The 20,552-nt window shown below is 58.0% G+C and carries 18 protein-coding genes; 10 read left to right on the top strand and 8 right to left on the bottom strand.

Going from position 1 to position 20,552, the window contains the following annotated elements; translation table 11 throughout:
- Positions 1-113: 113 nt before the first annotated feature.
- Positions 114-533 (bottom strand): hypothetical protein, encoded by a 420-nt coding sequence (locus OLX77_RS00490; protein WP_307631616.1) that lies wholly within the window; start codon positions 531-533, stop codon positions 114-116.
- A gap of 192 nt (positions 534-725) precedes the next feature.
- On the opposite strand from OLX77_RS00490, the gene OLX77_RS00485 reads away from it, so the two are divergent.
- The 8 genes from OLX77_RS00485 (at position 726) to epmA (ending at position 11,293) form a co-directional block, all read left to right on the top strand.
- Entirely contained in the window at positions 726-1,349 is a 624-nt protein-coding gene (locus OLX77_RS00485) for a ferredoxin-like domain-containing protein (protein WP_307631615.1), read from the top strand.
- A gap of 548 nt (positions 1,350-1,897) precedes the next feature.
- Complete coding sequence (locus OLX77_RS00480; RefSeq protein ID WP_307631614.1) at positions 1,898-2,629, top strand: sulfite exporter TauE/SafE family protein; 732 nt, start codon at positions 1,898-1,900, stop codon at positions 2,627-2,629.
- 33 nt (positions 2,630-2,662) lie between these two features.
- Positions 2,663-4,144 (top strand): carboxypeptidase M32, encoded by a 1,482-nt coding sequence (locus OLX77_RS00475; RefSeq protein ID WP_307631613.1) that lies wholly within the window; start codon positions 2,663-2,665, stop codon positions 4,142-4,144.
- Positions 4,145-4,312: 168 nt separating this feature from the next.
- Positions 4,313-6,376, top strand: a complete 2,064-nt coding sequence (locus OLX77_RS00470; protein WP_307631612.1) for a LysM peptidoglycan-binding domain-containing protein — start codon at positions 4,313-4,315, stop codon at positions 6,374-6,376.
- A 20-nt stretch (positions 6,377-6,396) separates the two neighbouring features.
- Complete coding sequence (gene pepN, locus OLX77_RS00465) at positions 6,397-9,033, top strand: aminopeptidase N (protein WP_307631611.1); 2,637 nt, start codon at positions 6,397-6,399, stop codon at positions 9,031-9,033.
- Between the two features lie 76 nt (positions 9,034-9,109).
- Positions 9,110-9,475: a molybdenum cofactor biosynthesis protein MoaE gene (locus tag OLX77_RS00460; RefSeq protein ID WP_307631610.1), complete on the top strand. Its 366-nt coding sequence runs from the start codon at positions 9,110-9,112 to the stop codon at positions 9,473-9,475.
- A gap of 115 nt (positions 9,476-9,590) precedes the next feature.
- On the top strand, positions 9,591-10,154 hold the full coding sequence (gene efp, locus OLX77_RS00455) for an elongation factor P (protein ID WP_307631609.1): 564 nt from the start codon (positions 9,591-9,593) through the stop codon (positions 10,152-10,154).
- Between the two features lie 236 nt (positions 10,155-10,390).
- On the top strand, positions 10,391-11,293 hold the full coding sequence (epmA, locus tag OLX77_RS00450) for an EF-P lysine aminoacylase EpmA (RefSeq protein ID WP_307631608.1): 903 nt from the start codon (positions 10,391-10,393) through the stop codon (positions 11,291-11,293).
- Between the two features lie 72 nt (positions 11,294-11,365).
- Here the strand turns inward: epmA and OLX77_RS00445 are convergent, their stop codons facing one another.
- The 5 genes from OLX77_RS00445 to OLX77_RS00425 form a co-directional block, all read right to left on the bottom strand.
- Entirely contained in the window at positions 11,366-12,247 is an 882-nt protein-coding gene (locus OLX77_RS00445; protein WP_307631607.1) for a hypothetical protein, read from the bottom strand.
- Between the two features lie 76 nt (positions 12,248-12,323).
- Positions 12,324-13,139, bottom strand: coding sequence for a uracil-DNA glycosylase (locus tag OLX77_RS00440; protein ID WP_307631606.1), 816 nt, complete (start codon positions 13,137-13,139; stop codon positions 12,324-12,326).
- A 230-nt stretch (positions 13,140-13,369) separates the two neighbouring features.
- A complete protein-coding gene (locus OLX77_RS00435; protein WP_307631605.1) occupies positions 13,370-16,441 on the bottom strand; it encodes a ChaN family lipoprotein in 3,072 nt (1,023 codons plus the stop codon).
- Positions 16,377-17,711, bottom strand: a complete 1,335-nt coding sequence (gene trmFO / locus OLX77_RS00430) for a methylenetetrahydrofolate--tRNA-(uracil(54)-C(5))-methyltransferase (FADH(2)-oxidizing) TrmFO (RefSeq protein ID WP_307631604.1) — start codon at positions 17,709-17,711, stop codon at positions 16,377-16,379. Before trmFO ends, OLX77_RS00435 begins: the two co-directional genes overlap by 65 nt.
- Positions 17,701-18,348, bottom strand: coding sequence for an adenylate kinase (locus OLX77_RS00425; RefSeq protein ID WP_307631603.1), 648 nt, complete (start codon positions 18,346-18,348; stop codon positions 17,701-17,703). Before OLX77_RS00425 ends, trmFO begins: the two co-directional genes overlap by 11 nt.
- A gap of 436 nt (positions 18,349-18,784) precedes the next feature.
- Between OLX77_RS00425 and OLX77_RS00420 the strand changes: the two genes are divergently transcribed.
- Together OLX77_RS00420 and OLX77_RS00415 are read left to right on the top strand one after the other, a co-directional pair.
- Positions 18,785-19,237 carry an Hsp20/alpha crystallin family protein gene (locus tag OLX77_RS00420; RefSeq protein ID WP_307631602.1) on the top strand — a complete coding sequence of 151 codons (453 nt, stop codon included), beginning with the start codon at positions 18,785-18,787 and terminating at the stop codon, positions 19,235-19,237.
- A 48-nt stretch (positions 19,238-19,285) separates the two neighbouring features.
- Positions 19,286-19,687 (top strand): Hsp20/alpha crystallin family protein, encoded by a 402-nt coding sequence (locus tag OLX77_RS00415; RefSeq protein WP_307631601.1) that lies wholly within the window; start codon positions 19,286-19,288, stop codon positions 19,685-19,687.
- Positions 19,688-19,864: 177 nt separating this feature from the next.
- Here the strand turns inward: OLX77_RS00415 and OLX77_RS00410 are convergent, their stop codons facing one another.
- A complete protein-coding gene (locus tag OLX77_RS00410) occupies positions 19,865-20,062 on the bottom strand; it encodes a ferredoxin (protein ID WP_307631600.1) in 198 nt (65 codons plus the stop codon).
- A gap of 79 nt (positions 20,063-20,141) precedes the next feature.
- The gene (locus tag OLX77_RS00405; protein ID WP_307631599.1) at positions 20,142-20,549 is read right to left on the bottom strand and encodes a bacteriohemerythrin; all 408 of its coding nucleotides are present in this window, start codon (positions 20,547-20,549) and stop codon (positions 20,142-20,144) included.
- Positions 20,550-20,552: the final 3 nt, after the last annotated feature.

The following is a 20,552-nucleotide window of genomic DNA, read 5'->3' as shown; positions in this document are numbered from 1 at the left end:
GCAAAAAATAACCGATTTGGAATAAGCAAGAATCCTCAGAGGCCCACGACAGAACAAGGAAGTGGCGAAGGAACAACCGAGGTAATCGCGATGTTTCGAAGGCTGCGATTACCTCAATCCTTGGGGCGGAGGACCTTGAGTACGGATTCAACGACCTCGTAAATCTCCAGATCGTCGCCATAGACGTCCTGCACCTTGTCGTTTTCCACCAGATCCTCGCAGATGTACTGGGTCACATAGAGGCTGAGGAAGTTCGGGTCCACCACCAGCTGCCGCAGCGGGGAGATCTTGTACAGCATGTCAAACTCTTCCATGTTGGAGAGCTTTTCAAACAGTTCGTGGAAGATCTTCCGGATCGCAGTCTCGTCGGTGATCTCGAGGATCTTTTTGTCCAGGAGGCGCTGCACCATCTTGGTGGAGAGTTCATCGGCGTTCTTGTAGAGCATCTGCATCATATAGCGCCGCTCCCGCTCGCGTTTGCGGTCGATTGCGCCACCTGCCGTGTCGTTGTGAGGTCTGCTGTGACTGCCCATTTCTCTTTCTCCCGCGCCTGTTCCGAATATTATTGGATGAATTTTAGTTAAATAACGGAAAAATCCATAAAGGGAAAGGGGAAAGATAAGAGAAGTCTTGCATTCGGGTAAAAATGTTTTATGAAACTGCGGAGTAGGAGTGGTTCTTTTTAGTTTTGAACGACGAGATCTTCTGTAACAGCGAGGCGAGAGATGACAAATACCATTACGACAACACGCTTGACCATTCTGCTGCCGGCGGGCCGTCTGCCCCTGGCCATAATGGATAAGGCCAATGCGCTGGCCCAAAAATATCAGCTGGAACTCTACCTGAGCACCGCCCAGAATCTGCGGCTCATGGGGATTAAGGAAGAGGATCTGCCCGCGATCCGCGAGGAGTTGGCGGCGCTGGGCGCCCAGTTCAAGGGGCCGGGCAAGTTCCCGATCCCTAGGGTCTGCATCGGGGTGCGCGATTGCTCCATGGGCGTTGGCGATCCGGAGAGGATCTCCGCCTTGATCCTGGCGAAGTTTCAGGGGCGGGAAAAAACCAAGCAGAAATTCAAGATCGCCATCTCCGGGTGCACCCTGGCCTGTTCCGGGGTGCTCACCACGGATATCGGCATCATGGCCACCCGCAAGGGGTTTGATCTCTTTGTCGGCGGCAAGGGCGGGCCAAGCCCCAAGGTCGGCCGCAGGGTTCTGCGGGATCTGGACGAGCAGGGGGTGGTGGCTGCGGTGGCGGAGTTGGTGGAGTTCCATGATGCGCATACCGAGACCAAGCAACGGATGGTGAAGCTGATTGATCATCCGGAGTTTCCGTTTAAAGAGGTGGTGTAAAGTTCGTTCCGGAATTTTTTGTTTCGTTAGGGATTTCCGGAGAAGGGCTTGAAGATTTTCCGGTGATCTTCTTTTTCTTCTTTTGCGTGCCCAAAAGAAGAAACAAGAAAAAGGCACCCCAACCAGTCCTGGCCCTGCGGGCTTCCCTCACTTCTCGACGAGGGCGGAACGCGGAAAAACTCGGGCTTCGCCCTCAAACAATTCCCGCGTCTTTCTCCGCCCCCGTCTGCGAGGCTCGGCAGGACAAATGGGGGGAAGGGAATTTCCCATTGGCACGCAGCCGAGCACCGGAAAAGCTGCCGAAAATGGAGGTTGCACTGTTTGAGGCGAAGCCGAGTTTGCAACATCCCGGCAGCTTTGAGGAGCACAGGGCATCCCGCCACCGGCGGGACAAGGGACACAGGGGGCCTTTTCTTTGGTTCGTTTCTTTGGGCAAGCAAAGAAATGAACATACAGATTTTACGTTGTCTTTTTCTGAAGTTCTCTGGTGGGCCACGCTTTTTAAGCGGGCACAAAAATGGCCTTAACCAGGCATGATAGGTAATCCGATGGTGCAGCCCGAAATTCTCTTCGCCGTTGGCGTGCTGTTTTTCGCCTATTTCATCCGCGGCATCGCCGGCTTCGGCTCGGCCCTCATTTCCGTGCCCCTGTTGGTCATTTTTTTTCCTGTTTCCCAGGTGGTCCCCCTGATTGGGCTGCTGGACTGGCTGGCCTCGGTCAGTCAGGGGTTGCCCAACCGGCGGCTCATCCGCTGGCCTGATTTATTGCCGCTTCTGCCCTTTACCGTGTTGGGCGTTACCACCGGTCTCTATCTGCACACGGTCCTGGCCCCGGCCAATCTGCTCCTCGCCCTTTCCATCTTTGTTCTTCTCTATGCGGTGTATGCCCTGCTGCCGTTTCCGCCTCTGCATGGAGGGCGTTGGCTGGCCGGGCCTGCCGGCCTGTTTGGGGGTACGGTGGGCGCCCTCTTCGGGACCGGGGGGCCGTTTTATGTGATCTACCTGACCCTGCGTCGGCTGGATAAAACCGAGTTCCGCACCACCATCGCCACGGTTTTCGTGATCGATGGTCTCTGCAGGATCGTGGGCTTTTCCGTAAGCGGTTTTTATACCCTGCGCATTCTGGCAGTCTTTGCGGGGATTGTCCCCATTGCTGCCCTCGCCCTCTGGCTTGGCGGCCGGGTGCATCTGCGGATCAGTCATGTGGCTTTTGTCCGCTTGGTAAGCCTCATTCTCCTGGGCAGCGGGATTGCCCTGCTGCTCAAGGCAATTGCCGGCTAGCCGTCATTGCGCCATACTCAAAGGGAGTACGTTATGAAGCCCCTCGCCCAGTTACGAAAATATTCCGCCGAGCTGGTTGACCTGCACCATGCCCTGGCCCTCATGCAGTGGGATCAGGAGGTCCGCATGCCGCGCCTTGCCGGAGAAGATCGGGCCAGCCAGTTCGCCACCTTAAGCGCTTTGGTGCATCGGCGGGAGGTTGCCCCGGAGCTGGGCGGATTGCTGGCGGAGGTCGAGGCGCAAAAAGGGAACCTGTCCGTGGAGGAGTGCGCCCTGCTGCGGGTCATGCGGCGGAGCTACGAGCAGAATACCCGGCTGCCCGAGGAGTTTGTCGCCGAGTTTTCCCGCCTCACCTCCCAGGCCCAGATGCGTTGGCTTGAGGCCCGGGAACAGTCCGACTTCACCATCTTTCAACCCCTGCTGGAACGGCTGGTGGCCTTGTCCCGGCAGCAGGCCGAATATCTGGGCTATGCGGTCCACCCCTATGACGCGCTGCTCGATCTTTACGAGGAGGGCCTTACCACCGCCCAGGTGACCAGGATGTTCGGTGAGTTGCAGGCGCCCCTGGTCGCTATGGTCAAAAAGTTTGCCGGCCGCCTGACCCCCTTGTCTTTTAACGAGCCGTTTTCCCTGGCCGGTCAGGAGCAGTTTGCCGAACATCTCCTGGTGGCCATGGGGTTTGACTTCAGTCGGGGCTGTCTGGCCCGTTCAGCCCATCCGTTCACCACCACCCTGGGGCACCACGACCGGCGCATCACCAACCGCTATGCGCCCGAGAGCCTGGATTTCATCTTCGGCGCCTTGCACGAAGGCGGCCACGCTCTTTATGAGCAGGGCATAGACGAGCGGCTGGCCCACACGCATCTTGATGATGGGGTTTCCTTGGGCATCCACGAATCGCAGTCCCGCTTCTGGGAGAATGTCGTGGGTCGGGGCAACCCTTTCTGGCAGCGATTTTTCCCGGAGCTGCAGCAGGCGTTTCCTGCCCAGTTTTCCCTTTTGGGGCTTACGGAGTTTGTCCGGGGCATCAACGCGGTGACCCCGGGGCTGATTCGGGTGGATGCCGACGAGGTCACCTACAACCTCCACGTCCTGATCCGTTTCGAGATCGAAAAGGGATTGATCGAGGGGAGTGTGCAGGTTGCTGACCTGCCTGGGATCTGGCGGGAGAAATATCGGGACTATCTCGGCGTTGAGGTCCCTTCGGACGCAGAGGGGGTCTTGCAGGATATCCATTGGTCCCATGGCAGCTTCGGTTATTTCCCCACCTATACCATCGGCAATCTTGCCGCTGCCCAGATCTGGGAGGCCTATAAGCAGTATGATCCCGGCTTTCAGCAGACCCTTGCCGACGGCAATCTGAGCAAGGTTCGGGAGTGGCTGGTTCGGGAGATCCATGGCCACGGCAGCGTCTACCTGCCCGAAGCGCTCCTTGTGCGGGTAACGGGCGCACCCCTATCCGCCCAGCCGTTTCTTGCCTATCTTGAGGAAAAGTTCAGTACTTTGATCGGTTGATCCGATCCTTTGCGATGGTGCCAGGCGGCGGGTTTGCGCTCGACCGGTTTGCCTGACCATGTTGCCAGAGGCGGTGATTTTAGCGGCGAATTCCGGCAGGGAAGAGTATAATCAAATGCTTATCCGCTGCGACTACTGTGCAACAATACAAAATTCATGAGCGCTGTTATGGTACATCTTCGTTTCTTGGTAGCTGCAACGCTGCTTTTCTGCGTGTTCACCGGGGGTGTCTCCCCGGCCCGGGCCGCGCACGATCCCTTCCCCCTCTACGACTGCATCACGCCCAATGTCGCTTTTTGGCGGGACATCTACGGCAAGTATCCCTCCAGCCAGGGGGTGCTCCACGACAAGCGGAATCTCGGTATTATCTATGAGGTGCTGGATATCGAGGGGGTCTGGGAAAACGGCGCGCGGGAACGGGACCGCCAGAGGATAGAGCGGGCCAAGGAGCGGTACCTGGAAATCCTCAATACCCTGGCCTCGGGCGCTTCCCCCCAGTCCAGGGAGGAAAAACGGGTCGCCGGGCTGTTTGGCCCCCAGGCCACACCGGAGGATTTCCGGCTGGCCCAGGACAATATCCGTTTCCAGTCCGGGCAGAAGGATAATTTCCGGGAAGGCTTGATCCGTTCCGGCTCCTATCTGGCCGAGATAAAAGAGATTATGGCGAGCTACGGGGTGCCCGAGGATCTCGCCTATCTGCCCCACGTGGAGTCATCCTTCAACTACAAGGCATACAGCAAGTTCGGCGCGGCCGGGATCTGGCAGTTCACCGAATCCTCCGGCAAGCAATTTAACCTGGACGTGGATTACGCCATCGATGAGCGGCGCGACCCTCTCAAGGCTACGCACGCAGCGGCAAGAATGCTCCGCCATAATTACGAGAAGCTCGGCACCTGGCCGTTGGCGGTGACCGCCTATAATCACGGGATCAATGGGATGATGCGGGCCAAGGCGGCCAAGGGAGATTATGAAAAGATCTTCCAGGAGCATGAAAGCGGGTTGTTCAAGTTTGCTTCGCGAAATTTTTATTCGGAATTTCTTGCCGCCCGGGAGGTTGCCAAGAATTATAAACTCTATTTCGGCTCGCTTCCCATCGAGCCGCCGGTCAACAGCAAGGGTGTGGTCCTGCCCAACTATGCGTTGGTGAGCGATCTGGTCAAGCATTTGAAGGTTGATCTGGAAACCTTCAAGGGGTTGAATCCCGCCCTGCGCGAACCGGTGTACCGCGGGCAGAAACTGATTCCCAAGGGATATGAGGTGCGGGTGCCGCAGCAGGGCAAGGCAGTGCGTCTGGCGGATAATATTCCCCAGGGGATTCTCAAGGAGGATCAGGCGCAAACCACGATGTATCAAGTGCGTCAGGGAGATACCGCCTTTTCCATTGCCAAGGAGTATGGGATCAACGCCACCGATCTGTTGCGGGGCAATGGACTCGATGAACAGGCGGTGATTTGCCCCGGGCAGAATCTGCGCATCCCCAGTCCGAATGAGCGGGTGGTGCATTTGGTCGCTTCGATCAAGAAAAAAGCGGACAGTGAGCGTGTCTCCGTTGTGATTCCGGTGACCTCCGGCGAAAAGATGGCGGTGCAGGGTGGGAAAGAGCCTCCCGCTTTGCCAGTGGTCAAATTGCAGGGTGCTCCGGTTTCGCCGCCTCCGGGGCAACCGCTTAAGGCAGCCGCCGCCCCGGAAGCCCCTGTCGCCCAAGGACCGGCGAAAGTTGCCGAGCCGGTGGTGGCAAAGGCCAAGGGCGCGCAGTGTCCGTCGCTGAACCCGGCCACGGTTCTGGGCAATCTCGGGGTGGAGGTCTCCAAGAAGCAGGGCAAGAGCTATGGCACCATCCGGGTGGAGGCCGAGGAAACCCTGGGCCATTATGCCCGTTGGCTCGGGGTGCGGGCCTGGGATCTGCGCCGGCTGAACAACTTGCGCTACGAGCAGTCCCTGGCCGTGAACCAGCGGGTCAAGATCCCCCTCGGCAAGGGAAGTAAGCAGCGTTTTGAGGCCCAGCGCTATGAGTTTCATAAGGAGATGGTGGAGGATTTCTTTGCCGCCTACCGCTTGGTGGAAGGCACCCGAAACTATCGGGTGAAGCAGGGGGATACCATCTGGTCCTTGTGCCAGAACGAATTTGAACTGCCCTTCTGGTTGATTAAAAAATATAATGAATCCGTTGACTTTTCCCAGCTGAAACCGGGGGTGCGCTTGGTGGTGCCCAGGGTAGAGGCGAAGAGCTGAGTGATTCCCGGACCGATCTTATGGATAGCCAAGCCAAAACGATCCTGCTCAAGGATTACCGGCCGCCTGCGTACCTGATTGAAGAGGTGGCCCTGGCGGTGGACCTGTTCGAGGAGCGGGCCCGGGTCTGTTCCCGCCTGGTCTGCCGCCGCAACATCGGGACTGCCCCGGACGCCCCCCTTGTTCTCCAGGGGGAGGATCTGGTCCTCAAGTCCGTAGCCCTCGACGGTGTACCCCTTACCCCGGATCAGTACCGGCTCGAGGAAGAATCCCTTACCATTCCAACGGTGGGGGAGCGGTTTCTGCTTGCGGTTGAAACCGAACTCTATCCCCAGAAGAACACCTCGCTGGACGGGTTGTACCGTTCCAGCTCCAATTTCTGTACCCAGTGCGAGGCCGAGGGGTTCCGCAAGATCACCTATTTTCTCGACCGGCCCGATGTCCTGGCCCGCTACGAGGTCACCATCAGCGCCGAGCAAGAGCGCTACCCGGTGCTCCTGGCCAACGGCAACCTGGTCGAGACCGGGGTGTTGCCCGAAGGCCGCCATTACGCGCGCTGGCAGGATCCCTTTCCCAAACCCTCCTATCTCTTTGCCATGGTTGCCGGCAATCTGGTCAAGATCGCTGACACCTTCGTTACCCGCTCCGGTCGCTCGGTTGCCCTGGAGATCTATGTGCAAGCGCATAATCAGGACAAATGCGCGCATGCCATGGCTTCGCTCAAAAAGGCCATGGCGTGGGACGAAGAGACCTTTGGCTTGGAGTACGATCTCGATCAGTACATGATCGTGGCGGTGGACGATTTCAACATGGGCGCCATGGAGAACAAGGGGCTCAACCTCTTCAACTCCAAGTATGTGCTGGCCCGGCCCGATACCGCAACGGACGCGGATTACGAGGGGATCGAGGCGGTGATCGGTCATGAGTATTTCCACAACTGGACCGGCAACCGGGTTACCTGCCGGGACTGGTTTCAATTGAGCCTCAAGGAAGGGCTCACCGTGTTCCGCGACCAGCAGTTCACCGCCGATCAGGTCTCCGCCCCGGTTAAGCGCATTCACGATGTCCGGCTCCTGCGCAACGTGCAGTTTCCCGAGGACAACGGACCCATGGCCCATCCGGTGCGGCCCGATTCCTACATGGAGATCAACAACTTCTACACCGTCACCATTTATGAGAAAGGGGCCGAGATCATCCGGATGCTGCATACCCTGCTGGGTGTCGAGCTGTTCCGGCAGGGGCTTGCCCTCTATCTCACGCACCACGACGGCCGGGCCGCCACCACCGATGATTTCGTCCAGGCCATGGCTGAGGTTTCGGGCCGCGATCTGGCTCAGTTCAAGCGGTGGTACACCCAGGCCGGCACCCCGCGGTTGACGGTGCAGGGCGAGTATGACCCAGAGGCCCGGACCTATACCCTGCGCTTGGCGCAAGCGACTCCTGCCACCCCGGGCCAGCCGGAAAAGGAGCCCCTCCATATTCCGGTCGCCCTTGGCTTGCTCGATGGCCAGGGGAAAGAGATGCCACTGACCTGCCCGGAGCGGCAACCGGAGGCAGGCCGCAACCTCTTCGAGCTGCGCGAGACCCAGGAGACCATCCGCTTCAGCGGGGTACCGGAACAACCGCGCCTCTCGATTCTGCGTAATTTCTCCGCGCCGCTTAAGGTTGAGTATGGCTGTGACGAGGAAGAACTGCTCTTTCTTTTCCGCTATGATCGGGACCCCTTCAACCGCTGGGAGGCTGGGCAATGTCTGGCCAGCCGTCTGCTTCTGGGGTTGGTGGAGGATTTTCGCAAGAGTCGTCCCCTGCAGCTTGACGAAAGGTTTGTCGCGGCCTGCGGCCGCTTGCTTGCCGAAGAGGGAGGGGATAAGGGGTTCCTGGCCCTGCTGCTCACCCTGCCTTCGGAGGAGTATCTGGCCGAGCAGATGGCAGTGGTGGATGTGGAGGCAATCCACGCGGCCCGGACCTTTGCCCGGCAGACCCTGGCCCGCTCCCTGCGGCCCCAGTGGGAGCAGGGGTATGCGGCCAATCGATCCGCCGGCCCGTACCGCTACGAGCCGGAGCTGGCAGGGCAGCGGGCGCTGCGCAATCTCTGCCTTGCCTATCTGATGAGCACTGAGGACGATGCGGCGACCCAGCTCGCCCTTGCCCAGTTTCGCGGCACGGACAACATGACCGACCAGATGGCCGCTTTTGCCGGACTGGCCCATTCCGGACGGCCGGAGCGGCAGCAGGCCATCGCTGATTTTTACCAGCAATGGCAGGGGGATTCCCTGGTGCTGGACAAGTGGTTTGCCGTGCAGGCCACAGCCCCGCTGCCGGAAACCCTGGCTGCGGTGCAAGCGCTCATGGACCATCCGGCCTTTCAGCTCAAGAATCCCAACAAGGTCCGTGCCCTGCTGGGCTCGTTTGCCGCGGGGAACCCGGTTTGTTTTCATGAGGTGTCCGGCAGGGGGTATGCATTTTTGGCCGAGCAGATCCTGGCCCTGGATCCCCTCAACCCGCAGGTTGCCGCCCGTCTGGCCGCACGACTCGGGCGGGGAGCGCGCTATGATGCGGGGCGGCAAGGGTTGATGCGGACCCAACTGGAACGGATTGCTGCCATCCCCTCGTTGTCCCGGGATGTGTACGAGGTGGTGAGCAAGAGCCTGGGGTAAAAACCGGAATCTTGTGGTAAGATCATCACAATCAAAATAACCGTATCGCATAGATCAACAGAAAAGAGGTGACCAGATGGATATTTCAAAAACGATTGCCGAGATGAAGAAGAATCCCGCCTTTGCCGAGAACGTCGGCATGGTGTTGGTTCATAACGGCGTGGTCCGGGCCTGGTCGCGCAAGACCAGGGAAGGGGTGACCTCCCTTGAAGTCACCCCCGATCTGGCCAAGGTCGAGGCGATCCGTCAGGAATTTCTGAAAAAGCCCGGTATCTTCGACATCGTGATCGAGGCCAAAAGCGGCAACTTTCAGCCCGGGGACGACCTGCTGTTCATCATCGTGGCCGGCGACATTCGGGAGAATGTGAAACCGGTGCTGGGTGAGCTTTTGGACCGGATCAAGGCAGAGGCCATCGGCAAGAAAGAAGTGATGCTGGCTTAGGGGTTGTTCACGCATCAAATCTTGTAACTTCACCCTTGCAAAAATGCGGGAATCCGGTTAGTAAGGGGCCGCATAGTGTTTTATTTGACGAGACTGCCACAGGGAGAAAATAAGTATGTATTCCGCCTCAGATTTTCGCAAAGGGTTAAAGGTTCAGATCGACGGCGAACCGTATATCATGACGGATTTTTCCTTTTCCAAGCCCGGCAAGGGCCAGGCCCTGTACCGCGCCCGGTTGCGGAACATGATCACCGGCAACGCCTTTGAAAAGACCTTCCGCTCCAACGATAAGCTGGAAAAGGCCGCGCTTGAGGAGCGGACCATGCAATACCTCTACAAGCAGGGGGATGAATATTTCTTCATGGACAATGTCTCCTTTGAGCAGCTGGAGATGTCCAAGGCGCAGCTGGGCGATGCCGTCAATTTTCTCACCGACAATATGGATGTGGATGTGCTGCAGTACAACGGCCGCCCCATCGGCGTCACCCTGCCCAACTTCGTCAATCTCCTAGTCACCCAGTCGGACCCGTGGGTTAAGGGCGATACCAGCGGCAGCGACTCCAAGCCGGTGACCCTGGAAACCGGTTATGTGGTCCAAGTGCCGCCCTTTATCGAAGAAGGGGACAAGTTGCAGATCGACACCCGGACCGGGGTGTACGTCACCCGGGTCAAGGAGTAATCTGTAAACGTCCAGTAGCGCCGCATCTGCTTCGGAGTCTCGCAGGCTCGCTTACCTGTCTCGGTCTGCTCGTGTGCGATAGCACACTTCGCAGCCCTCTTCCTCGCATCTGCGGCAGCAGCGAAGCGGCGCTGCTGAACGTTTACATTCCAGTGGGGGAATTCATGTTTTCGTTTCTGGTGAATGATTATGAATAACCAGCGGGCAGATGCCCCGTTACCGCCTCTAAGATTATTATGATTCCCCTTCACGGCCTGCATCTGCGGGCCGTTCTTATTCAGGCCCTGCGCACCTTCTTCATCGACCGAGGCTATCTCGAGGTCGATACCCCCATCCGTATCCCTGCTCCTGCCCCGGAAGCCTATATCGAGCCCATCACCAGCGAGGGTTGGTTTCTGCAAACCTCGCCGGAGCTCTGCATGAAACGGCTGCTGGCTGCGGGCATCCCCAGGATTTTTCAGCTCTGCAAATGTTTCCGCAAGGGGGAGCGCGGCGACCGCCACCTGCCCGAGTTCACCATGTTGGAGTGGTACGCAGCGGGCAGTAACTACCGCGACCAGATGACGGATTGCGAGGCGCTGCTGCGTCATCTGGCTTTAGCCATTGGCAAGGGCGGGGTGCTGGAATGGCAGGGCTGCAGGATCGACCTTGGCCCGGAATGGGAGCGGCTTACAGTGGCCGAGGGTTTTCGCCGCTACGCGCCCTGCACGGTGGAGGAGGCTCTTCGTAAGGATCAATTTGACGAGCTGCTGGTGGAGTATGTGGAGCCGCATCTGGGTATGACTACGCCCACCTTTCTCTATGATTACCCGGCGGTGCTGGGCGCCTTGGCCCGGCTCTCCCCGACAGACCCATCAGTGGCCGAACGTTTCGAGCTCTACGTGGCGGGTTTGGAACTGGCCAACGGCTTTTCCGAGCTGGTCGATCCCGTGGAACAACGGGCCCGGTTTCTGACGGAGCAGGAGACGATCCGGTTGCTGGGCCGCGATCCAGGCCCCATGCCGGAGCGATTTCTGGATGGACTTGAGTTGATGCCCCCTGCTGCGGGGATTGCTCTGGGGGTGGAGCGGCTGGTCATGTTATTTGCTGGTGCGGAGCAGATCGATCAGGTGGTGAGTTTCACGCCGGAGGGGTTGTAAGGGGGAAAGCCTCATTTCTCACCGTTAAGGTCATGAGATTGGCATTGTACAACAGCGGGATAGCCAAGGCCATTAATCCTTTTTTACGAAGGCTGCAACCCAGTCGGTATAGTTCGATTCGTTTGGCATTAGCTTGGAAGCTATAGCTGCGGAGAAGTCAACCTCGGTGACGCGGGGAGCATCCTTTTTGAACCTTTTCTTGAATCCTTCAGATAACTGCTTCCCATGTTCATGTAGGTCTTTGCAAAGCAGTTTGCTGAAGAATATACCGTCATCCGTTTGGCTGTAAATGGCATCAATGGTCGCAGGGTAGTCGAGGTTCACGTGACCATCGCCATAGGGGAGGCCGAAGTACAGCGGTGGAAAATCTTGGTTGTCTTTTGGGAAGGCAGATTTATAGCCTTCAATTAATGAGTTTCTCTTTGTCAGGGACTCATTGAGGCTGTGAATTACTTGAATGAGCGTTATCACCAAATTCAGTGGTCTGCCAACCAGTGATAGTTTTTCGAAAACCACTACGCGCAGAGTATCTGTGGGCAGTGGTAGTGCCTGAAGTGTCTGGAGGTCTGCTTGAAGGGCAAACGGTGTGTCGCGTTGGATCTCCCCAGTTTGGCGTTTTCGTTTGTACTCCAGTAGCTCAGCTTTTTGAACTTCGAACCGTGACTTCAGGTCTTTGACGTGCTGTTTCTTGAGAGCAAGAAGTGAGGTGACGATCCCGAAGGCGATAGCTATTGCGGCGTTCGTATTTCTGATCTCTCGTAGTAGTTCTTCGCGATGTTTGCCGCGTTCTGCCGTTCGTTGCGCGGCCACGGCACCAGCAAACGCGCCAGCGAGCGCTCCGATGAGCGAAGTAATAAATGTCGAATTCGCGAGGTTTTTCGTGGTCTCCCAAGTAGTGCTTGCGGTAATCGATGAATACCAAGTGCAGGCTAGTTGCGATAGTTGAGTGTCCAATATGGTTCCTCCAAATTGTCAGGATAGAGCGTAGAATTGATTGTGTTTGTAAGAACACTCGTCCTGGGATGCGGGCCTAAACGGTCTGAATCTTCTTCTGAATCATCTGCAGATCCAGCCAGGTCGCCTTTTTCATCTCCGGGTTTTTCAAAAGAAATTCCGGCGAGAAGGTGGGTATCAGCGGGATGCCTTGGAACTCATGGAACCTGCCGCGCAGCTGGCTGAGGGGTTTGCTGGTGTGGAGCAGCTTCTGGGCGGTGAGCACCCCCATGGCGCAGATGATCTTTGGTTTAACGAGCATGATTTCCTTGAGCAGGAAGGGCAGGCAGGCGTCCACCTCATCTTTTTTGGGCGGCTCTGGCCCATGGCATCTGGTGAGCAGGCTCAGGTGAACGTCTGCCCGGTTCAGGCCGATGGCCCCGAGCATCTTATCGAGGAGTTGCCCCGGTTCCCCGCTCATGGGCAGGCCGGAGAGGTCGTCCGCAACAGAGGGCGTATCGCTGATGATCAGGAGCTTGACCCCGGTGGTGGTCGGACCGGTAATCGCCTGCTTTCGGCTCTGGTGTCGCTGGCAGCGTTGGCAGGCGGCGGTTTCCGCATGGAGTTCGGTCAGATTCGTATCCGGTCCGACGGCGACCTGGGGTTGCTGCGGGGCTGATGGGGTTGGGCTTGTTTTCGGCCTGGTGGGAGCTGCGGGTTGGCGTGGGGATGGGGGCGCCGCTGGTTTTGGCCCCGCAATAAACTGCGTAAGCTCCGGGGTGGTGGGGTAGCCCTCGATGCCGATTGCCTGCTGGAAGGCGACAAGCTGCCTGACATCCTGGAGAAATTCCACCGCGGCGTGCGCTGGGATCTCTTTGTCGGTTGTGGTGTAGTTCTCTTCAGGCGTGGTCATGAGCAGTCCTTGAGTTTTGCCCATTATAGCCCGGAGCAGGGGTAAGGCCAAAAGAAAAGATGGGTGAGGCTCTTGCCTCTTTCAAATTGAATCCCCCTCCCTTGACGGGAGGGGGGGGGCGGGGGTGGGTGAAGCTGGGCCTGCCGATTTTATGGCTGCGTCCCCCTCTCCCTAACCCTCCCCCGCCAGGGGGGAGGGAACTTTTGGGGTTTCGGCCGATTTGAACCCTGTTACAACCCCACCGGAATGGAAAGAATCGACTCCGGCTTGAACAAGAACCCTGATTTCCGCTTGATCTTTACCATCACCTGTTTGCCGATTTCCTTGCTAAGCAGGATGATCTTCAGATCATCGACGGTTGTCACCGGTTCGTCATCCAGGGCCAGGATGACATCTTTTTCCATAATCCCTGCCGCCCCTGCCTTGCTTTTTTCGGATAATCCTTGCACCAGCGGCCCCTCGGAGGTCTCGGCAAGCATCACCCCGAGAACCGCGGCCGGGGGCAGCTCCATGGGCTTGGAAAAGATCAGATAGTCTGCCTCGGCCTGATCAAGCTCCTCAGCCTCACTGTTCACGATGACCGCTTGGCGGATGCTCGGTATCCGGCGGGCGACCCGGGGCGGGATGGCCGTGCTCTTATCGGTATGGCCCTGGCCGGCCAGGACCACCATTCGGTGCTTCGGATGGGCGGTGAGGAAGGCGCTCACCGACTCGGCCATGGTCTCATCCCACAGGGCCTGGGCCTGGAAAAAGCCGTTGAACTGCTCAGGTCCGTTGTCGTTTTTGCTGTGCATGGCAAAGGCCTCGGCGATCCGCTCCCGGTAGCCGGGGATGGTCAGGTCGCGGTCCGTTGGGATCTTGGCGAGTTCCTCTTCGCTCAGGGAGGCTGCGCCCTCCTTGAAGACCTTGGAGACGATCCCCTTTTCCTGGTTGAGGGCCACGATGGGCAGCTTATGGCGCCGGGCAAAGTTGATGATCTCCCGGTACAACCGGTAATCGTAGCCCCATTTGGAAAAATACCCCGATTGCTTCAGGAATTCCCGTTCGTTGAGTTCCCCGGCCAGATACCGATCCAGAACCGGCTGCGCCTCGCGGCTGAACATTTCCATGCCGATGGCGAGTTTTGGGTTTTGGGCGAAGAGCGCCCGGATCACCCGCAGTTGCAGGAGGTGGTCCGCGTAACGGGTATGGCTTTCCCCCACATAGACCAGCCGTTTTTCCCCGAGCTGTTCCATGATCGCGGTAAAGGAAAGGGCCTGGGGTACGGCGATTCCCATGGGCGGGGGATCGATTGGTACCTGCAGCCCCTGGTCGCTCTCGGCGATGGTTTTGCGCTCAATCCGGCCGAGATTGAAATGGAGGGTGGTGTATTTGCCGTAATGGGGGAGCTTGGGCGTGGCTGCGGCGGTTTCCGCAGTACTGGCAGAAGAGACCACCACCGCCACTTGACCGGGGGAGAGAGGATTCTCCTGCGCCTCCAGAGTAAAGCCGGTGGCGGGCTGGCTTGGGCGGGCAAAGAGGGAGCGGGCCAATCGGCTGTCTGCGCCGAGGAAAAGCACCGACTTGCCAGCCAGATCCTTGTCGGTTACCACGTCGGCACCCTTAATTGGACAGCCGAACTCGGCAAGGAGTTCGAAGAGCGGCGCATATGTCCGCTGGTCTTCGTTTTTTGCAATAATGGCCAGTTTCTCCCGGGCGCCGAGGAAGCGCGACCAGGTGGGATGCTGTTCTTCAGGGGCCAGGGCTCGCATCAGGTCGTACTCCGGATCTCCAATTATTTGGCTGGGATAATCCGCCAGGCTGACGGTCAGCTTGGTATCGCTTCCGCTGAGGGTCACTTCGCGCCGTTGCTTGCCCTGCGCAGTGACAATATCCAGGGGCAATCGCAATCGGTAGGGTTTTTCCTGAAGTTGCTTGACGGTGAGCCCGAGTTCCATTTGCCCCTCTTTTTCCGTGAGGCTGTCCACGGCGATTTCCAACCGGGGAAGATCGGCCCGGGTGAGCCATTGGCTGAAGAACGGTTCAAGATTCTGGTGGGAGCTTTTGGAAAAACTCGCCGCCAGATCCTGCCAGCTCGCCTGTTGATTTTTAAACCGCGCATGGAAATCACGAAGCCCGGCATAAAAGGGCGCATCGCCGATCTCCCGGAGCAGCATGTGGAAGAACATGCTCGCTTTGTCGTAGCCCACGGCGCGCGCCGCCTTGTTGCCGGCGAGCAGGTGGCTGCCACCCCCGCTGAAATCATTCAGCGTCAAGGTGTTGTCCGGGGGCACATAGCTCTGGTAGTTGATGAGCTGTTGTTTTCTGAACGCCCCCTCGGCATGGCGGTCTGCGGCAAAGGCCTGATCCGCCAGATAGGTGGTCAGCCCTTCGCACCAGTTGCCCTGGCTGGGGTCCACGCCGACACTATTGCCGAACCAGCTGTGCAGCACCTCGTGGCCCAGGGAGGTCTCGGTGATGAAGGGCAGACGGATCACGGCCTGGCCGAGCAGGGTGAAAGTGGGCATGGCGTAGCCGGTGGGGAGCCGGTTTTCCACAATGCTGAACCGTTTGTAGGGGTAGGGGCCGATCAGTTCCTGGTAGCGTTTGAGGTAGCCAAGGGTTTTTTTGCGGTATTCCGCGGCCAGCTGCCGGTCTTCTTTGAAGAAATAGGAGTACAGGGTCTGGCCGGGCCCGATGGACTCCTGCTCCACCACATAGGGGCCGGCGACAAAGTTGAGGGTGGACAGGGGGTGACCGAAACGGAAGCTGACGGTGCGGATGTTCTTGCTGACGGTGCTGGTGATTTCCTCGGCTTCGGAGATGGCGGCAAACGCTTTGGGGATAGTGGCGGTGAGCGCAAAGAGACAATCGGTGTCGAGCTGCGGGTGCCAGATTCCGGTGAGGGCGATGCCGTTGGAATCAATGAGCCCGTCCATCCGCGGGTCCGTCACGGTTTTGCCATAGTGGATGGTCACTTGCTGGTCGTGGGCAGTGGGAAGAAAAGTCAGCTGCTCCGTGGGTTGAAGAGGGGTGGTGTTCAGTTGCAGCGCGGTGATTTCCAGGCCGGAGAGGGAAATGGTGGCTGTGGTGTGGGCTGGGATCGTAATGGTGGATTTGCCAGTGAGCCTGCGGCCCGTAAGGTCGAAGGCGATCTCAAGTTCTTGGCTGGGGAGCGGCGCACCGAAGGCGGCTTGGGCCACGGAGAGGATCAAGAGAAAGTTGAGCAGGAAGAGGCAGAGAAGAAATCGCGCCTGCTTAAGCCGATTCCAGATTTTCCGCGTCGCAGAACTGTTTGAGGGAAGCCAGGGCTGTTTCAGCACGGTGTTGACCTCGCAGTTTTTTGGGAAGTTTTGTTTCCCAGGCAGGGAACAGGCCGAAGTTGATGTTCGAGGGCTGGAAATGCTTGGGTTCGGTCTGGGTCAGGTGGCCGACCAGGGCGCCCATGGCAGTGTCGTTGGGCAAGGTCAGCGCCGTTTGGCCAAAAGCCAAGCGCACCGCGTTGATCCCGGCCAGCAAGCCCATGGCCGTGGATTCCACATACCCCTCCACCCCGGTGATCTGTCCGGCCAGCAAGAGGTCGGGCCGGTTTTTCACCTGCAGGCTGGGGAGCAGTACTTTGGGGCCGCAGACAAAGGTGTTGCGGTGGATGCTGCCGAGCCGGGCGAACTCCGCCTGGGCCATGCCGGGAATCAGGCGGAACACCGTCTGTTGCGCACCGTAGGTCAGCTTGGTTTGAAAGCCCACCATATTGTAGAGCAGACCGTCTTTTTTCTCCATGCGGAGCTGGACCACGGCGTACGGGTCGCGGCCGGTTCTCGGGTCGGGCAGACCCACCGGTTTCATGGGGCCGAAGCGCAGGGTGTTCTCGCCGCGCTCCATCATGATCTCGATGGGAAGACATCCCTCGAAGTATTTTTGTTCCTCGAACTCCTTGAGCGGCACCTTGTCGGCGCTGCGCATGGCCTCGATAAAGGCGGCGTATTCGTCGCGGTTCATGGGGCAGTTCAGATAGTCGCCCGGGCCGTCGTCATAGCGGGAGGCCCGGTAAACGATGGCCATGTCCAGGGAGTCGGCGGCAACGATGGGGGCGATGGCGTCGTAAAAGGCCAGATGCTCTTCCCCGGTGAGTTGGGCCAGAGATGCGGCAAGCGGTGCAGAGGTGAGCGGGCCGGAGGCCATGATCATCGGCCATTCCCCCGGGGGGGGAAGTTCGCTGACTTCTTCCCGGACCACGGTGATGGCCGGATGGTTTTCGATTTTTTCGGTGATAAATTGGGCAAAGAGGGCGCGGTCAACCGCCAGGGCCCGGCCTGCCGGAACCTGGGTATGGTCGGCCGCCGCCATGACCAGGGAGCCCAACCGCCGCATCTCTTCCTTGAGCAGGCCAACAGCGGAAGAGACATCGGCGGAGCGCAGGGAGTTGCTGCAGACCAGTTCCGCCAGCAGCGGCGACTCGTGCGCCGGGCTGAAGTGGATCGGCTTCATCTCGTGCAGCGTTACCGTGCATCCGCGCCGGGCGATCTGCCAGGCGGCCTCGCATCCCGCGAGGCCGCCGCCGATGATGGTAATCTCCGGGGTATTAGAGGCCAAGCTGTTTCTTGATGGCGTCAACCACCACATCGCTGGAGGTGCCGACGATGGATTTCAGCAAGCCTGATTTTTCGTAAAAACCTGCCAGAGGTGCGGTTTTCTCGTTGTAGGTGTCCAGACGGTGGGCAATAGCCTCCTGGGTTTCGTCCTCGCGCTGGATCGCCGGGCTGCCGCACTTGTCGCAGATGCCTTCGACCTTGGTCGGGTTGCTCTTGGTGTTGTAGATCGCCTGGCAGGAAGGGTTGGTGCAGGTTCTTCTCGTGCAGAGCCGGTCGAAGATCACATCGCGGGGCACGTCGATGGAGGCAACCATGTCCAGGGTGATATTAAGTTTTTTCAGGAGTTCGGTCAGGGCCTCGGCCTGGGGAATGGTGCGGGGGAAGCCGTCCAGTAAAAAGCCCTTGGCGCAATCGGGCTCCTGGAGGCGATTTTCCATGATCCCCATGATCAGCGAATCGGGAACTAGATCGCCGCGATTCATGTAGCCTTCCGCTTCCTTGCCCAGGGGGGTTCCGGCCTGGACCGCGCCGCGGAGAATGTCGCCGGTGGAAATCTGCACTGAGCCGTCGATGGCGGTAAGCAGTTTGGCTACGGTGCCTTTGCCGGCGCCGGGTGCGCCCAAAAGAATAAGTTTCATGGTGTTTCTCCTGTTTTCTTGTGAATGTATGCCCGCAACAGACGGCATGTGGCCGCAATAAGGGGTGGGAACTTGCCGGAACGTAATTGGTTTGGGCAAGTAGAATCCGGGTCGCAACTATACCCGATTTTTGTTCTTGAGGGTAGCGGAATCAAGATGCACTTGCAAAAATGTAAAAAAGGCACAGGTTCATACTATTGCAAAGGAGTTTCCTCGAATACCCGTTGGAATCGCTTTTTTGCGAGGCCAACAATCATCGCTGTTTCGCAAAGATGATTTCATCCATGGTATACTGTGTTGAACGAGTTTCTTTGCTGTGTTTCTGCGAAAAAAATTGTCCGATCTTGACATGCGGACAACAATTCTTATTTTGTATGTAAAGCTGATAAGCTCTGTAAAATCGGATTGTTATATATCATTCTCAAAGGAGGTGCGTATGGCGATAGTACGATTTGCCGATCAGAAATTGTTCAGAAATCCCTGGGCCGATTTTGAAAGGATGCGCAGGGAGCTGGACGCGCTTTTTCAGGGTGGTGGGCCTGAGGCAAGCGGCCGGGGCGCGGTTTTTCCTGCCTTGAATGTTTCGGAAGACCCCGCTCATCTCTATGTCCGGGCCGAGATCCCGGGGGTGGCGGCCAGCGAGGTGGAAATTTCCATCGAGGGCGATACCCTCACCATTCGGGGAGAGCGGCAAACCTGCAAGGCGGAGGAGAAATGTTCCTACCACCGGCGTGAGATTGAGTGCGGCAGATTCAGCCGGGCCATTACCCTGCCCACCAAGGTGCAGGTGGACAAGGTAGAGGCAAAGGCTGCGGACGGGATTATCACTATTACCCTGCCCAAGGCAGAGGCGGTGAAGCCGAAGCAGATCAAGGTCAATGTGGGTTGAGACAGTCTTGAGGCAGCTTTATGCCGGCTTTCTTAAAGGAGTACGCATATGACGGAAAAAGAAATGCAGATTCAGCAGAAACAGGAAGTGCAGCAGGCAGGTGAACCCACCAAGCCGGAAAAGCAGTATGTGCCCGCGGTGGATATCTTTGAAACAGCGGAAGCGGTCAATGTCCTTGCCGAGATGCCGGGGGTGGCCAAAGAAGGGGTCGAAATCGAGCTGGAAAATGAAACCCTGACCATCCGCGGGGTCATGGCCCCAGTCGTCTGCGAGGGAGAAACCGTACTTCTCCAGGAGTTTCAGCCCGGCAGCTACCTGCGTAAGTTCACGGTGGCCGAAACCATTGATCAGGAAAAGATCCAGGCCACCATGGCCGATGGGGTGCTGACCCTGGTTTTGCCTAAGTTGGCGCCAGCCAAGCCACGCAGGATTGAAGTGCGGGGAAGCTGAACGCGAAACAGCGCGCTTGTTTGAGGCAATAGAAAAGGCCATCCCGGAAAGATGGCCTTTTCTATTGGTGCTCTGTTAGCTGTTTTGGTTGAGACAAATTGTGCCGCCGGGAAAACTACCGTTCTGGGGGGGTGGGAAAACGACAGGATAAGCGGGAACACGACAGCATTGCGGGGCTCATTCTTGTTCGATTTCGATGCATTTTTCCGGACACATGGCAACGGCCCGTTCAAGTAGCTCGCTGCATTCCACGGTGTCGGAGATGGATTCTGCTTTTTCCAGGACCGTGTTCATCCGGAAAACCTCGGGGCAGATAACCACGCAGGTTTCGCAGCTATTGCAGCGGTAGGTGTCTATGTTTACCCGGCAATTCATGGGGAAGCCCGAGGGGTTGCGGAGGGAGTAGCGAGAGAGAAGTGTGTCCTCTCTCCCTCGCTACTGTGCGGAAATTCGCTTACTGAACGCCCTTGCTGTTCAGGTAGGGGCCGTATTTCTTGTCCGTTTCCATGATGTGCTTGTCCAGCCAGTTTTTCAGGAAGTTCATCACCTCGATGCTGACCGTGCTTTTTCCGCTTTGCACCTCGCCGATGAGCGCCTTAACCTTCGCCAACATCTTGCTGTGCTTCTCCTTGTGGTCCGCGGTTTCCGGGTAGGCGTGGGTGTCAAACAGCTTTTCTTCGACGGCAAAATGGGTTACGCAGTAGCTGGCCAGCTTGTTCAGTACCGGCATCAGGGCGTCTTTCCCCTTGCCCGTGAGCATGGCGTCGTTGAGTTCGTTGATCATGTCGATCAGCTGCTTGTGCTGGTCATCGATTTGCTTGATGCCAACGGAATATTTCTCCTGCCAAGTCAATAATGCCATGGT

Source organism: Thiovibrio frasassiensis (assembly GCF_029607905.1).
In the GTDB taxonomy this organism is placed as follows: Bacteria; Desulfobacterota; Desulfobulbia; order Desulfobulbales; family Desulfurivibrionaceae; genus Thiovibrio; species Thiovibrio frasassiensis.
This window is presented reverse-complemented; position numbering and strand designations above follow the sequence as displayed.

Coding starts and splice junctions, on each gene's coding strand:
- OLX77_RS00490 (WP_307631616.1), bottom strand. CDS start 533: ATGGGCAGTCACAGCAGACCTCACAACGACACGGCAGGTGGCGCAATC.
- OLX77_RS00460 (WP_307631610.1), top strand. CDS start 9,110: ATGGATATTTCAAAAACGATTGCCGAGATGAAGAAGAATCCCGCCTTT.
- OLX77_RS00410 (WP_307631600.1), bottom strand. CDS start 20,062: ATGAATTGCCGGGTAAACATAGACACCTACCGCTGCAATAGCTGCGAA.
- OLX77_RS00475 (WP_307631613.1), top strand. CDS start 2,663: ATGAAGCCCCTCGCCCAGTTACGAAAATATTCCGCCGAGCTGGTTGAC.
- OLX77_RS00470 (WP_307631612.1), top strand. CDS start 4,313: ATGGTACATCTTCGTTTCTTGGTAGCTGCAACGCTGCTTTTCTGCGTG.
- OLX77_RS00480 (WP_307631614.1), top strand. CDS start 1,898: ATGGTGCAGCCCGAAATTCTCTTCGCCGTTGGCGTGCTGTTTTTCGCC.
- efp (WP_307631609.1), top strand. CDS start 9,591: ATGTATTCCGCCTCAGATTTTCGCAAAGGGTTAAAGGTTCAGATCGAC.
- OLX77_RS00440 (WP_307631606.1), bottom strand. CDS start 13,139: ATGACCACGCCTGAAGAGAACTACACCACAACCGACAAAGAGATCCCA.
- OLX77_RS00485 (WP_307631615.1), top strand. CDS start 726: ATGACAAATACCATTACGACAACACGCTTGACCATTCTGCTGCCGGCG.
- pepN (WP_307631611.1), top strand. CDS start 6,397: ATGGATAGCCAAGCCAAAACGATCCTGCTCAAGGATTACCGGCCGCCT.
- OLX77_RS00420 (WP_307631602.1), top strand. CDS start 18,785: ATGGCGATAGTACGATTTGCCGATCAGAAATTGTTCAGAAATCCCTGG.
- OLX77_RS00405 (WP_307631599.1), bottom strand. CDS start 20,549: ATGGCATTATTGACTTGGCAGGAGAAATATTCCGTTGGCATCAAGCAA.
- epmA (WP_307631608.1), top strand. CDS start 10,391: ATGATTCCCCTTCACGGCCTGCATCTGCGGGCCGTTCTTATTCAGGCC.
- OLX77_RS00425 (WP_307631603.1), bottom strand. CDS start 18,348: ATGAAACTTATTCTTTTGGGCGCACCCGGCGCCGGCAAAGGCACCGTA.
- OLX77_RS00415 (WP_307631601.1), top strand. CDS start 19,286: ATGACGGAAAAAGAAATGCAGATTCAGCAGAAACAGGAAGTGCAGCAG.